Origin of the sequence: Aquamicrobium zhengzhouense (genome assembly GCF_016124105.1) — a bacterium.
In the GTDB taxonomy this organism is placed as follows: Bacteria; Pseudomonadota; Alphaproteobacteria; order Rhizobiales; family Rhizobiaceae; genus Aerobium; species Aerobium zhengzhouense.
On record NZ_JADGMQ010000005.1, the window covers coordinates 179,289 to 191,650 of the forward strand.

At 61.0% G+C, this 12,362-nt stretch carries 15 protein-coding genes; 11 read left to right on the forward strand and 4 right to left on the reverse strand.

What is annotated here, in order from left to right; genetic code table 11:
• Nucleotides 1–70: 70 nt before the first annotated feature.
• From IOD40_RS09905 to IOD40_RS09940, 8 genes are read left to right on the forward strand one after another with little or no spacing between them, the layout of a single operon-like run.
• Entirely contained in the window at nt 71–1,603 is a 1,533-nt protein-coding gene (locus IOD40_RS09905; RefSeq protein WP_198476377.1) for an ABC transporter ATP-binding protein, read from the forward strand.
• A complete protein-coding gene (locus tag IOD40_RS09910; RefSeq protein ID WP_198476378.1) occupies nt 1,600–2,739 on the forward strand; it encodes an ABC transporter permease in 1,140 nt (379 codons plus the stop codon). The genes IOD40_RS09905 and IOD40_RS09910 overlap by 4 nt, the downstream gene beginning before the upstream one ends.
• 1 nt (nt 2,740) lies before the next feature.
• Nucleotides 2,741–3,712, forward strand: a complete 972-nt coding sequence (locus tag IOD40_RS09915) for an ABC transporter permease (RefSeq protein ID WP_198476379.1) — start codon at nt 2,741–2,743, stop codon at nt 3,710–3,712.
• A gap of 59 nt (nt 3,713–3,771) precedes the next feature.
• Nucleotides 3,772–4,164 carry a cytidine deaminase gene (gene cdd / locus IOD40_RS09920; RefSeq protein ID WP_198476380.1) on the forward strand — a complete coding sequence of 131 codons (393 nt, stop codon included), beginning with the start codon at nt 3,772–3,774 and terminating at the stop codon, nt 4,162–4,164.
• Nucleotides 4,161–4,973, forward strand: coding sequence for a purine-nucleoside phosphorylase (locus tag IOD40_RS09925; protein WP_198476381.1), 813 nt, complete (start codon nt 4,161–4,163; stop codon nt 4,971–4,973). Before cdd ends, IOD40_RS09925 begins: the two co-directional genes overlap by 4 nt.
• Entirely contained in the window at nt 4,970–5,596 is a 627-nt protein-coding gene (gene tsaB, locus IOD40_RS09930; protein ID WP_198476382.1) for a tRNA (adenosine(37)-N6)-threonylcarbamoyltransferase complex dimerization subunit type 1 TsaB, read from the forward strand. The genes IOD40_RS09925 and tsaB overlap by 4 nt, the downstream gene beginning before the upstream one ends.
• Nucleotides 5,593–6,081 (forward strand): ribosomal protein S18-alanine N-acetyltransferase, encoded by a 489-nt coding sequence (gene rimI / locus IOD40_RS09935; protein WP_198476383.1) that lies wholly within the window; start codon nt 5,593–5,595, stop codon nt 6,079–6,081. Before tsaB ends, rimI begins: the two co-directional genes overlap by 4 nt.
• On the forward strand, nt 6,078–6,872 hold the full coding sequence (locus IOD40_RS09940; RefSeq protein ID WP_198476384.1) for a lysophospholipid acyltransferase family protein: 795 nt from the start codon (nt 6,078–6,080) through the stop codon (nt 6,870–6,872). The genes rimI and IOD40_RS09940 overlap by 4 nt, the downstream gene beginning before the upstream one ends.
• Here IOD40_RS09940 and IOD40_RS09945 read toward each other — a convergent pair.
• The 3 genes from IOD40_RS09945 to IOD40_RS09955 form a co-directional block, all read right to left on the reverse strand.
• The gene (locus IOD40_RS09945; protein WP_198476385.1) at nt 6,856–7,074 is read right to left on the reverse strand and encodes a hypothetical protein; all 219 of its coding nucleotides are present in this window, start codon (nt 7,072–7,074) and stop codon (nt 6,856–6,858) included. The two genes, IOD40_RS09940 and IOD40_RS09945, sit on opposite strands and share 17 nt — an antisense overlap.
• Complete coding sequence (dtd, locus tag IOD40_RS09950) at nt 7,071–7,514, reverse strand: D-aminoacyl-tRNA deacylase (RefSeq protein WP_198476386.1); 444 nt, start codon at nt 7,512–7,514, stop codon at nt 7,071–7,073. Before dtd ends, IOD40_RS09945 begins: the two co-directional genes overlap by 4 nt.
• Nucleotides 7,515–7,615: 101 nt before the next feature.
• Complete coding sequence (locus IOD40_RS09955; protein ID WP_198476387.1) at nt 7,616–7,807, reverse strand: DUF2283 domain-containing protein; 192 nt, start codon at nt 7,805–7,807, stop codon at nt 7,616–7,618.
• 385 nt (nt 7,808–8,192) lie between these two features.
• Here IOD40_RS09955 and IOD40_RS09960 point away from each other — a divergent pair, with 385 nt between their 5' ends.
• From IOD40_RS09960 to IOD40_RS09970, 3 genes are all read left to right on the forward strand, one after another.
• Nucleotides 8,193–10,586 (forward strand): AI-2E family transporter, encoded by a 2,394-nt coding sequence (locus IOD40_RS09960; protein WP_198476388.1) that lies wholly within the window; start codon nt 8,193–8,195, stop codon nt 10,584–10,586.
• Nucleotides 10,587–10,650: 64 nt separating this feature from the next.
• A complete protein-coding gene (locus IOD40_RS09965) occupies nt 10,651–11,370 on the forward strand; it encodes a cytochrome c oxidase assembly protein (protein WP_198476389.1) in 720 nt (239 codons plus the stop codon).
• Entirely contained in the window at nt 11,367–11,861 is a 495-nt protein-coding gene (locus IOD40_RS09970; RefSeq protein ID WP_198476390.1) for a CopD family protein, read from the forward strand. The genes IOD40_RS09965 and IOD40_RS09970 overlap by 4 nt, the downstream gene beginning before the upstream one ends.
• Here IOD40_RS09970 and IOD40_RS09975 read toward each other — a convergent pair.
• The gene (locus IOD40_RS09975) at nt 11,842–12,345 is read right to left on the reverse strand and encodes a DUF2231 domain-containing protein (RefSeq protein ID WP_198476391.1); all 504 of its coding nucleotides are present in this window, start codon (nt 12,343–12,345) and stop codon (nt 11,842–11,844) included. The genes IOD40_RS09970 and IOD40_RS09975 overlap by 20 nt on opposite strands.
• Nucleotides 12,346–12,362 lie beyond the last annotated feature (17 nt).

Sequence of the window (12,362 nt, forward strand, 5' to 3'; positions counted from 1 at the left end):
GCAAGCGCCCGGACGGCTGCTAGACCTTTTGCAGAGAAGACAAATAAGCTTCCGGGGGATCGCTTGTATAATGGCAGAAACCGCGATCGAACTTGTCGGCATCAACAAGACATTTGGTACTGTTCATGCCAATCGCGACATTAATATAGCCATTCCGCGCGGAACAATTCAGGGCATCATCGGCGAGAACGGCGCGGGCAAGTCCACGCTGATGTCGATCCTCTACGGCTTCTACCGCGCAGATTCCGGGGAAATTCTCGTCAATGGCGAGCCACGGACGATCGCCACTTCCAATGATGCGATCGCAGCCGGAATCGGCATGGTCCACCAGCACTTCATGCTGGTGCAGAACTTCTCCGTCCTCGAAAATGTCATACTGGGTGCAGAGGGTGAGGCGCTGCTTGGACGGTCCATCGCGAAGGCCCGGGCGGAACTTAAGCGGCTTGAGCGCGAATATGGCCTCGACGTTGATCCGGATGCGCTGATCGAGGACCTGCCGGTCGGACTTCAGCAGCGCGTCGAAATCCTCAAGGCGCTCTATCGAGGAGCGGAAATCCTCATTCTCGATGAGCCAACCGGCGTGTTGACCCCGGCCGAGGCGGACCACCTGTTTCGCATCCTCGCCCAGTTGAAGGCCGAGGGGAAAACGATCGTCCTCATCACCCACAAGCTGCGGGAGATCATGGCGATCACCGACAATGTGTCGGTCATGCGCCAGGGCACGATGGTTGCGACCCGCAAGACATCCGAGACGAATGTTGAGGAACTGGCGGAACTGATGGTCGGCCGTCGGGTCCTGCTGCGGGTGGAAAAGGGCGAAGCAGCGCCTGGCGACGTCCTCCTCTCGGTGAAAAACCTGACGGTTCGGGATTCCCGGGATTGCATCGTCGTTCAGGACGTCGGCTTCGATGTCCGAGCCGGTGAGATCGTCGGCATTGCCGGTGTTGCCGGGAACGGTCAGTCCGAACTGATCGAGACGATCAGCGGCATACGTCGCGCCGAAGCCGGGACTGCCTGGCTGAAAGGCGACACCATCGACCTCACCGGTGATGTCGGTTCCGGAGAACTGCGAATGAAGGGGCTCGCCCACGTTCCGGAAGATCGCCACCATGTGGGCCTCGTCCTGCCATTCGAGGCGAGTGAGAACACCATCCTCGGATACCACGATCAACCCCGCTATCTCCACGGGCCGATGCTGGACATTGACGCGATCCGGCAAGGGGCGCGCGATAAGATCGCCCGCTACGACATCCGTCCGCCCAATGAATATCTGAAGACCGCCAACTTCTCCGGTGGCAACCAGCAAAAGCTTGTCCTTGCCCGGGAGATCGAGAACGATCCTGATGTTCTGATCGTCGGGCAGCCGACCCGCGGCGTCGATGTCGGCGCGATCGAGTTCATTCACAAGCGACTGATCGAGATGCGCGATGCGGGCAAGGCCGTCCTGCTTGTATCGGTAGAGCTCGACGAGATCCGCTCCCTGTCAGACCGCATCCTCGTCATGTTCGATGGCCGGATTGTCGGCGAGCGTGCCGGCGACGCAAGCGAAGGCGACCTCGGCCTTCTCATGGCAGGTGTTGAACACAGAAGGGCTGCCGAATGAGTGTGCCTTTCGCGAAATTGCCAGCCTGGGCAGATTACGGCCTCATACCGTTGATCAATCTTGTCGTCGCCTTTGCGGTAGCAGGGCTGGTGGTTTTGCTCGTGGGTGAAAGCCCCTTTCGCGCAGCAGCGATCATGGTTGAGGGTGCCTTCGGCTCAGGTCGCAACATCGCCTACACGCTCTACTATTCAACGAGCTTCATCTTCACCGGGCTGGCTGTGGCGGTCGCCTTTCATGGCGGGCTCTTCAACATTGGCGGCGAAGGTCAGGCTTACATTGGTGGGCTCGGCGTTGCGCTGGTCTGCCTCGCATTCGATTCAATCCTGCCCTGGTGGCTAACCTTTCCGCTTGCGGTCCTCGGGGCAGCTGCCATTGGCGCAGGCTGGGCTTTCGTACCTGCCTATCTGCAAGCCAAGCGCGGCTCCCACATCGTCATCACGACGATCATGTTCAATTTCATCGCCGCAAGCCTGATGGTCTATCTGCTGGTAGGCCCTCTGAAGCCTGGAAACTCCATGGCCCCGCAAACGCGCAATTTCCTTGAGGGCGGCCAGCTCCCAAAACTCAACTGGCTGATCGAGCTGTTTGGCGGCACGGTCAGATCCTCTCCCTTCAACCTGTCCTTCCTGTTGGCTCTTTTATGCGCGTTTCTCGTCTGGGTGCTGATCTGGCGCACACGCCTTGGCTATGAGATCCGAACGCAGGGCCATTCGCCGAAGGCGGCGCGCTATGCAGGCATAGGCGAAACGCGAATTATTCTGACTACCATGATGATCTCCGGCGCGCTGGCGGGGATGATGGCGCTTAATCCGGTAATGGGCGATCAGGGACGGCTGCAACTCGACTTCGTGACAGGGGCAGGCTTTGTCGGCATTGCCGCCGCGCTGATGGGCCGTTCGCACCCGGCGGGAATTGTTCCTGCAGCGCTGCTCTTTGGCATGCTCTATCAGGGCGGTGCGGAACTTGCCTTCGAGATGCCCGCCATTTCGCGCGACATGATCGTCATCATCCAGGGGCTGGTCATCTTGTTTGCCGGGGCGCTGGAAAACATGTTCCGCCCCTCGATCCAGACGCTCTTTGCCAGTGTCAGCCCTCGGGCAGTGGGCGTTGCAAAATCGCGTGGCGGGGAGGCCTGAGATGGAACTCCTCAACACACTCATCGTCGTCCTCGACTCGACAATCCGCCTTTCGATCCCCCTGTTGTTTGCCTGTCTCGCCGGTCTCTATTCCGAGCGTGCCGGCGTCTTCGACATTGGACTTGAAGGCAAGATGCTGATGGCTGCCTTTGCATCAGCTTCGGTCGCCGCGATCAGCGGTTCGGCTTGGTTCGGGCTGGGCGCGGGCATCCTCGCCTCAATTTTCTTTGCCCTCGTACATGGCTTTGCTTCCATCACCCATCGTGGCAACCAGATCGTCTCGGGCGTCGCGCTGAATTTCGTTGCCGCTGGAACGACCGTGATTCTGGGACAGGCATGGTTTGCGCAGGGGGGGCGCACACCGTCTCTGGGGACCGACGCGCGCTTCAATGCGATCACCTTGCCCTTCGCCGACGCCGTGCGTGAGATCCCGGTGGTCGGCTCCATCTATTATGAATTGCTGTCCGGTCATTCGATCCTCGTCTATTTCGCCTTCTTCATGGTGTGGGCGACGTGGTGGATCCTGTTTCGAACCCGCTTTGGGCTGCGCTTGCGGGCGGTGGGAGAAAATCCCGCTGCCGTTGATACCGCTGGCATCTCCGTTGCTGGGCTGCGCTACCGCGCGGTGATCTGCACGGGGATATTGTGCGGGCTTGCCGGAACCTATCTGGCGCTGGCTCAAAATGCCGGCTTCGTGAAGGACATGACGGCAGGCAAGGGCTACATCGCGCTGGCGGCCCTCATCTTTGCCAAATGGCGGCCCGTTCCCGCCATGTTCGCCTGCCTGCTTTTTGGCTTTCTCGATGCGCTGGCGATCAGGCTGCAGGGAACGCCGTTGCCATTGATCGGTCGCGTCCCCTCGCAGGTTTTTCAGGCCCTTCCCTATGTCTTGACGGTCATCCTGCTCGCCGGCTTCATCGGCAAGGCCATCCCGCCACGCGCAGGCGGAATTCCTTACGTCAAAGAGCGGTAGACGTATGAATATGGACCGGCTAGGCGCGTTTACGAAGCACAATCGAGGGTGTCGACACGATGTCTGACAATCTTTTCCTTGCGGCACGCGAAGCCATGGCGATGGCCTACGCGCCCTATTCACGATTTCCAGTCGGCGCAGCACTGCGGACGAAAGATGGCCGGATCTTCAGCGGTGCCAACATCGAGGTCGCTTCCTTTCCTGAAGGCTGGTGCGCCGAGACCACAGCACTCGGCCACTACGTCATGGGTGGCGGCGGACCCATTGCGGAGATAGCGGTGGTTGCCGAGAAGATGGACCGCATCACGCCTTGTGGCGGCTGCAGACAGCGCCTTGCAGAGTTTGCGGCACCAGACACGCTTGTGCATCTTTGTGACCAGACCGGCATTGTTCAGACCCTGACGATGACGGAACTCCTGCCCCTTGGTTTTGCCGGAGACACGCTGAAATGAACGAGACGGTCACCAGGATCATCGAACAGCTTCAGGGACGAACGCCACGCGTCGCACTCGTGCTCGGATCTGGTCTTGGCGGCCTGATCGACGAGGTTGAGGAGGCTGTGCGGGTTCCCTACAGCGACCTTCCCGGCTTCCCGCATAGCGGCGTCACCGGTCATGCCGGACTGCTGGTGTCGGGAAGGCTGGGAACGACCGACATTCTCATGCTCGCCGGCAGAGCCCACTATTACGAGACCGGCAACCCGACCGCGATGCGGCCCGTTCTGGAGGCGCTGGCCGGGATTGGCGTTGAAGAACTGATCCTGACCAACGCGGCTGGCTCCCTTGAAACCGAAATGACCCCTGGCTCGGTCATGCTTGTCACCGACCATATCAATTTCTCCGGCACCAACCCGCTGATCGGCGAGCCGAGTGACCGGCGTTTCGTCGGGATGACGGAAGCTTATGATCCGCAGCTTTGCGCTCGTATTGAAGCAGCAGCGATTGAAACCGGAACGCCACTTCATCGCGGCGTCTATATGTGGTTCTCCGGACCCTCTTTCGAAACGCCGGCCGAAATTCGTGCCGCGCGCATCCTTGGCGCTCAGGCTGTTGGCATGTCGACGGTGCCTGAGGTCATCCTTGCGCGTTATCTTGGCCTGCGGGTCGCAGCATGTTCGGTCATCACCAATTTTGCCGCAGGGATGACCGGCGATGAACTGTCGCACGATGAAACCAAACAGATGGCGCCGATCGGTGGTAAGCGTCTCGCAACCATCCTGCGCCACATGTTTTCGACAGTATCGAGCACGCCTGAGACATGATCATCCTCGCCATCGACACCGCTGCAAATCTTTGCGCCGCCAGCGTCTTCGACACGCAACGCGGTGAACTTGGCCAGCACGTGCTTGACCTCGGCAAAGGACATGCCGAGCAGTTGATGGGCACGATTGAGGCAGCTCTTGCGGCAGCTGGCGTCACCTATGCCGATCTTGGCGCCATCGCCGTCTCCATCGGCCCCGGCTCGTTTACCGGCGTACGCGTTGGCGTCTCGACCGCCCGCGGCCTTGCGCTGACGCTGAAGATCCCGGCAGTTGGCGTCAGCACGCTTGAAGCCCTTGCCAGCGAGGCGGCCTCCGGCAAATCCGTTATCGCCCGCATCGATGCAGGCCGGGGCCAGGCTTATGTCGCGCGATATTCTGCGGACGGCGAAACCGAATTCGGACCCGCCGCGCTTTCCCTCGACGAGGCAGACGTGATGGTCGCCAGCGGAGAAGGTGAAGCGGATATCGTTGAGGACAAGGCAGCCAGCATCAGCGTCTATGCAAGGCTCGCAGCCGCGAAGCTTGCCTCCGGCAATGCGGCACCACCCAAGCCGCTTTATCTGCGCGATGCCGATGCCAAGCCGCAGACCTCGTTCGCCCTGCCCCGCAAGGTTGCATCGTGAAGCTTCCCTTTCTGGCAAAAGAATACGCGATCGAAGCGCTGAATGTGGACGATGCCGAAAAGCTGACGGCAATCCACGAAGAGGACTTTGTCCGGCCATGGTCGCCCAACGAGTTTGAATCCCTGCTCGAGCAGGACACCGTCTTCGGCTTCGCCGCCTGGCGGGTTGGCCATCGCCGCGGCGATCCTGCCGGGTTCGTCCTTGCCCGGCTTGCCGCGGGCGAAGGCGAGATCCTGACCATCGCCGTCAGCCGCGCCCACCGCCGTCAGGGCCTTGGGCGCGATCTGATGGAGGCCGTGCTGCGCGAGCTTCACGCCGAACGCGCCGAAGCGCTGTTCCTCGAAGTTGATGAAACCAACAACGCCGCCATCGCGATGTACAAGCGGCTCGGATTCACCGAAATTGCACGGCGGCCCGGCTATTACGAGCATGGTGCCGACAAGCGGCGGACCGACGCGCTGGTGATGCGGCGCGATCCGAAATGATCGGAACGCTTCGAAGCGCCGCAGCAATCGCCCTCATCCTGATCGCCTCGCTGCCAATGGCCCTCTGGCAGATCATCGCGCTCAAGAGCAATGGCCGCCTCGACGACGGCCGGATCCCGCGACTGTGGCACCGCATGGCGGTCAGACTGCTTGGCATCCGCATTCATGTACGCGGCGCACCATCCAAAAAGCGCCCGCTCCTCATCGCCTCCAACCACATTTCGTGGTCAGACATCATGGTGCTGGGCTCGCTCGACGAGGTTCATTTCATCGCCAAGGCCGAGGTCGCCACCTGGCCGATCTTCGGCACACTCGCGCGCCTTCAGCGCTCCGTCTTCGTTGAGCGTCAGGCTCGGCGCAAATCCGGCGAACAGGCCACCGAGATCGCCAGGCGCATGAGCGATGGCGATCCGATGGTGCTCTTTGCCGAGGGCACCACCGGCGACGGCAACACGCTCCTGCCCTTCAAATCGACGCTCTTCGGCGCGGCGCAGATGGCGCTCAGCGAGGGCGGCAGCGAGACCGTCTCGATCCAGCCGGTCGCCATTGCCTATACGCGCCTACAGGGCCTGCCGATGGAGCGCCGCCACCGCCCGCATGCGGCCTGGATCGGCGATCTCGACCTCATGCCGCATCTCCTTCGGCTGCTGCGCGAGGGCGCAATGGACGTCGAAGTCCATTTCGGCGAACCGATCACGTTTACCCCCGGTGATGACCGCAAGAAGCTGGCCCGCGAGGTCGAACGACAGGTGCGCGACATGTTCGCGGCGGTGCTCAGGAACCCGGCCTGACGCCGGAGACTTGTCGGTCCTGCTCAAGCGTCAGCGGCACGATGCCCGGCTCGATTGCTGGCGTCTGCGGCTCTGTGCCGACAACACCAGCAGCTGCACCAGCCGCAACGTGATGCGCCGCCCCTGACGATCGCGCGCCGGCGCAGCCGCCAAGGGCTAGCGCCGCCATCACGCCGATGAACGCGACGGGCCGCAGTCTCATTTCGCCGCCGTGTCGAGCCAGATCGTCACCGGCCCGGAATTGACCAGCGCGACCTGCATGTCCGCCCCGAACTCGCCATTGGCAACGCGGATTCCCTGACCCGCAAGCGATGCCGAAAAATACTCATAGAGCCGCCGCCCGTCTTCGGGCGCAGCTGCGCTTGAAAAGCCGGGCCGGTTTCCCTTGGTCTCGGCGGCCAGCGTGAACTGGCTGACCACCAGCGCCTCACCACCAATATCCAGCAGCGATCGGTTCATCCGGTGTTCGTCGTCGCGAAAGATCCGCAGCTTCGCAATCTTCTGCGCCAGCCAATCGGCTTCCTTTTCCGTATCTCCCTGCATGGCGCAGACGAGGACCAGCAAACCGGCTCCAACCTCGCCGACCACCCGCCCGTCAACCGTGACCGACGCCGAAGAAACCCGCTGAACCAACGCGCGCATATGCAGACCTGTTTTGTGATTGAGTGAAAAGGTGGGAATGAGGCCGACGATAGAAGCGTACCTGACGGACCTGTGTGCCCTTCATCGGTTCCCGTAATGGGCTAAGTTGCAGAAAGCATCTCGGGCGGAAGGTTTTGCCGCGCGTTCATGACTTCCATGCCAACGATACGGCCATCGCAGTCGAAATCGAGAACAATACCAACTGAAACACCATCGCTTTCTTGTACGGGTTCTGACGAAAACCCTATGTAAGCAGCATCAGCTTCTGGATCGTATTTGAATGTAGGCGTCATTCTCGCCTTCTCGCTCGCCGGTCTAGAAAGGCCGTTATTATACGGATTTCAGACCCCGTTTCCACCACAGCTACCCGCACCACACGCCCATCCCTCTCAGGAAGCGCGAGAAGCCGCCGTTCCACGGCCTCTTGCGTCGGATCGGTGTCGACCCATGCCGGCAATTCCACTGCCCTCTCGATCAATTCCTCCCCTTTAGTTGCGCCTTTAAGAGTTTCCGCGCCCAGGCAACCAGTCCCGCTCAATCGCTTCAGAGCAAAAGGGGTGATACGCGCCGGTTTGGTCTGCCTCGACTGAAATGATTAGCCGGGACAGGGCTTGAAGCTGCGCGCAGGGAGGAAAGATACTGTTCAACAGTGATGTCTGCGCATCAAGAGGTAGCCGCATGCCAGGCGAGACTACAAAAACTTCGCGTCAACGCGTGGAGGCGGCTGACACTGCGCCGGCAGCGCCCGTCGACGTCGTCCACATGGCGGCGGTGCTGGTCTCCGCTTCCGTCGTTGTCGCCGCCCTATACCTTGGGCGCGATGTCCTTCTGCCACTGGCCGTCGCCTTTCTGATCGGCTTTGCTCTCAGTCCGCTTGTTACCTGGCTGGGCCATCGCGGTCTTCCTCGCCTGCTGAACGTCATTCTCGTCATGGCACTCGTGCTGGTGGTCCTGGGTGGCCTTGGCGTTCTCCTCACGCAGCAAGCCCGGTCACTCTCTGCGCAACTGCCTACCTACCAGACGACCATTCGCGGCAAGCTGAGCGATCTGCGGGAAATGATGCAGGGGCCCGGCATCTTCGATGGCGCAATACGTACGGTGGATGTGGTTCAGGATGAGGTTACGACCGAACCTGCCCAGGAAATTGGGCCGCCGCCGCAAAAGGTGGAAGTCATCGAGCCTGCCCAATCGCCTTTCAAAACCGCGATTGAGTGGCTGACCCCGGCCATCGAGCCGTTGACGACCCTTGGCATCATATTCGTCTTCGTCTTCCTGGCTCTACTCGACCGGCGCGATCTGCGTGACCGGCTTCTGCGACTTCTGGGTGGCAATCTGCATCGCTCGACCGCAGCAATTGAAGAGGCCGGCGCGCGGATCAGTCGCTACCTCCTGATGCAACTCCTGGTGAATGTCAGCTACGGCATTCCGATGGCGCTCGGTCTCTGGTTCATCGGCGTTCCGGGTGCGCTGATGTGGGGAACGCTTGCAGCGGTCATGCGCTTCATCCCCTATCTCGGGCCAGCGCTGTCCGCGATCTTCCCCATCGCACTTGCCTTCGCCGTTGATCCCAGCTGGAACATGGTCCTGATGACGGTCGCGCTGATTGTCTTTCTCGAGCTCGTTTCCAACAACATCGTCGAGCCGCTTCTATACGGAACGAGCACAGGCCTTTCTGCTCTCTCGCTGATCGCCGCTGCAACATTCTGGACGCTGCTTTGGGGGCCGGTCGGCCTGATCCTGTCGACCCCGCTGACCGTGTGCCTGCTGGTGCTCGGTCGAAATCTGCCACAGATGCAGTTCCTGGTCACGCTGCTTGGCTCGACGCCTGCGCTCGACACGCCAACACGCATCTACCAGCGCCTCATTGCCGATGATCCGGAAGAGGCGGTGGAGATCGCGACTGAGGCGATCGAGGAAACCTCGCTGGTCGACTTCTACGACGATGTCGGAATGGAAGTCTTGCGGCACACCATCGCCGACTATTCGCGCAACTCCACTGCCGAGTTCCGGCTGCGCATTTCGAATGGTCTCGACGACATGCTCGAAGACCTGCGTGAAGATTTCCCGCCATCACCAAATTCTGCCGTCGGACCGCGCATCCTGTGCATCGGCGGCAAATGGGAACTGGACGCGGTCGCTTCGGAAATGCTCGCTCACGCGCTTGTGCATGAAGGCATGCGCGCGGAATTCCACGGTTTCAGCGCCACCGGATTGCGCAAGGTCGCCAAGCTTGAACTGGGCGATGTGGACACCATCGTCATCAGCTACTTCAGCGACAAGCCTGCGGCACCAGCGCGCCAGATCAGCCGGCGAATCCGCCAGCATTGGCCGAACGTGAAGATCGTTCTTGCCCTATGGGATGCCCCGGAAGATATGCTGAGCAAAGACGCACATCAAAGCCTCGGCGCAGACGCCCTCGTCACCACCATTGGCGAAGCAGTTGCCCGGCTGCGGCGCATGGTCAAGCCTGACGAAGCACAGGCCGTCGAAGCGGTCATCGCTCCTGACAATGATGCCGAGCGCATTGAAATCCTGCACGAGACAGGGGTGCTGGATGGCCACGCACGCGAGGACCTCGATCTTCTTGCAAAGCGTGCAGCTGATGTCTTCAAGGTGGGCTTTGCCGTCATTTCCGCGATCGACGGCGACAAGGAGTTCATCATCGGCCAGAGCAAGGATCTGCCGGGGGCTCGTACGCGGGACGGAACAGACATGATCGTCATGCCGCGGGACGATGCGGTCTGCAACCACGTCGTCTCGACAGGCGAGGTTATGGTGGTGGATGACACCGAGCGCGACCCGCGTTTTGCCGATCATCCCGCAGTCGACCTCTGGAAGATCCGCTTCTACGCCGGCGCTCCGTTGAAGACGGCTGAGGGACATGTCCTCGGCGCGTTGTGTCTGCTCGACACCAAGCCCCATGAACTGACGGACAATGAAACCGCCCTTCTGGAGACACTTGCGGGCGACGTCGTTGCGGCCATCACCGGCGATGAGGATAACGAGGTGGACGTGCGGCATCCCGAGGAAGAAACCGCCTCCGCCACGGTGGGACAGAAGGTGCCGAATTAGCGGCACCGGTTTGGGAACATATTGAAACGTTCGCCATTCCCCAAAGGAGCGAGGGGAGAAACGGATGGCACAAGCCTATTGTGGACCGGCACCGGAGCCGCACTCTCTGGCCACGGCATGGAATTTCGACGTCGTCGCCTTGTCGATGTCATGCGCGCTTCTGTGTCTTTTTCTGTCGTCCGGCAGACGCGATGGAAGCCTGCCCCTCGCTGCCGCTCTCGGCGTCTTTCTGATCCTCTTCGTGTCACCATTTTGCGCCCTGACGGTGGCGCTGTTTTCCGCTCGGGTCGCGCACCACGTTATTCTCATCGCCATCGTCGCCCCGCTTCTTGCGTTGGCGTTTCCTCGGCCAAACAAGCTGTCTCTGCAGTTCCTCGTCGCCATCCACGCGCTGATCGTTTGGCTCTGGCACGCCCCGCCCGTCTACGATTTCGCGATTGCCTCGGCTTTGCCGTACTGGACCATGCAGGTAACTCTGCTCGGGAGCGCTTTTCTGCTATGGCAGCGTGTGCTTTCGCCGCAAACGCAATTGGCGTCGGCTCTGCTCGCGCTTCTCGCGACGCTGGTTCAGATGGGGATGCTGGGGGCGCTCCTCACATTTGCGCGTGAGCCACTCTATCAGGCGCATTTTTCAACCACGCTTCCCTTCGGCCTGACGCCGCATGCCGATCAGCAGCTTTCAGGCCTCATCATGTGGGTGCCTGCCGCGCTGCCTTACATGGTTGCGGCCGCGCTTCTGGCGACACGGTCGCTGGACCGACATCGCGCATCGGCCACTCGATGATCTGGCTGAAGCTCCTCCACTTTGCCGCGATAGCGATCTGGAGCGCCGGGCTCATATCTCTGCCATCTCTCTATGTCCGGCGCGCCCAGGTGCCTGACGATGAATCCAGGCACAGGCTTCAGGCGCTCGTCCGCTTTTTCTATGTGGTGATCATTTCCCCCGCCGCCTTTGTGGCGGTGGCAAGTGGCACGGCGCTGATCTTCCTGCGTGCAGCCTTCGAGCCATGGTTCTCGCTGAAGCTTCTCCTTGTCGGAGCGATGGTGCTGCTTCACGTCTTCACCGGCCTCATCATCATCCGCCTTTTTGAGGTCGGCAAGACCTATCCGCTCTGGCGTTCCGCGGCCGCAACCACGCTTACCAGCGCGATTGTCGGCTCCATTCTTCTCGTCGTCCTCGCCAAACCGGACCTGCCCAATCTCATGCCCGAAATCTTGAATGAACCCGGCGGACTGAAAAGGCTCGCCGCCGACCTCAATCCTTTTCAGAGATGATGAGGCCGACGCCGTGATCGAACACCAGCTTGCCACCATGCCAACCCGCCAGTCCGGTGAAGACGCTCGCCAGCACCGACAGCATCAAGCCATGCGGCAGGACGACATCGGGATCGGCAAGCCGAAGTCCCCAATTGAGGCCGGCAATCGAAATCAGCATCATCGCCGCAAGGGCATGGGTCCAGCTGGCGACGCGCGCACGAATGCCCGGAACCAGCAGCAATTCGGCCGTGCCAATCATCCCGGCCGCCACGCCGGCAGCGAAACCGAATCCTGCTGCCCACACGCCAGCCCGCAGCCAGAACGAATCGGCGCTCCACCAATAGAACACGTCGCATCCAAGCGTCGCGATGACAAAGGCGATGGGGAAATGCACGCTCATCGCATGCAAGGGATGTCCGGCAACAGCAACTGCCGATTCCACCGGCTTGCTTGCAACTTTCTCGATGACGGGGTTGTGGCCGCTGGTTCTGGTCTCGCTCATGAAAGATCTCCCTCTCG

Coding starts and splice junctions, on each gene's coding strand:
- IOD40_RS09925 (WP_198476381.1), top strand. CDS start 4,161: ATGAACGAGACGGTCACCAGGATCATCGAACAGCTTCAGGGACGAACG.
- tsaB (WP_198476382.1), top strand. CDS start 4,970: ATGATCATCCTCGCCATCGACACCGCTGCAAATCTTTGCGCCGCCAGC.
- IOD40_RS09955 (WP_198476387.1), bottom strand. CDS start 7,807: ATGACGCCTACATTCAAATACGATCCAGAAGCTGATGCTGCTTACATA.
- IOD40_RS09910 (WP_198476378.1), top strand. CDS start 1,600: ATGAGTGTGCCTTTCGCGAAATTGCCAGCCTGGGCAGATTACGGCCTC.
- IOD40_RS09975 (WP_198476391.1), bottom strand. CDS start 12,345: ATGAGCGAGACCAGAACCAGCGGCCACAACCCCGTCATCGAGAAAGTT.
- IOD40_RS09945 (WP_198476385.1), bottom strand. CDS start 7,074: ATGAGACTGCGGCCCGTCGCGTTCATCGGCGTGATGGCGGCGCTAGCC.
- IOD40_RS09965 (WP_198476389.1), top strand. CDS start 10,651: ATGGCACAAGCCTATTGTGGACCGGCACCGGAGCCGCACTCTCTGGCC.
- IOD40_RS09915 (WP_198476379.1), top strand. CDS start 2,741: ATGGAACTCCTCAACACACTCATCGTCGTCCTCGACTCGACAATCCGC.
- IOD40_RS09960 (WP_198476388.1), top strand. CDS start 8,193: ATGCCAGGCGAGACTACAAAAACTTCGCGTCAACGCGTGGAGGCGGCT.
- cdd (WP_198476380.1), top strand. CDS start 3,772: ATGTCTGACAATCTTTTCCTTGCGGCACGCGAAGCCATGGCGATGGCC.
- IOD40_RS09970 (WP_198476390.1), top strand. CDS start 11,367: ATGATCTGGCTGAAGCTCCTCCACTTTGCCGCGATAGCGATCTGGAGC.
- IOD40_RS09905 (WP_198476377.1), top strand. CDS start 71: ATGGCAGAAACCGCGATCGAACTTGTCGGCATCAACAAGACATTTGGT.
- IOD40_RS09940 (WP_198476384.1), top strand. CDS start 6,078: ATGATCGGAACGCTTCGAAGCGCCGCAGCAATCGCCCTCATCCTGATC.
- dtd (WP_198476386.1), bottom strand. CDS start 7,514: ATGCGCGCGTTGGTTCAGCGGGTTTCTTCGGCGTCGGTCACGGTTGAC.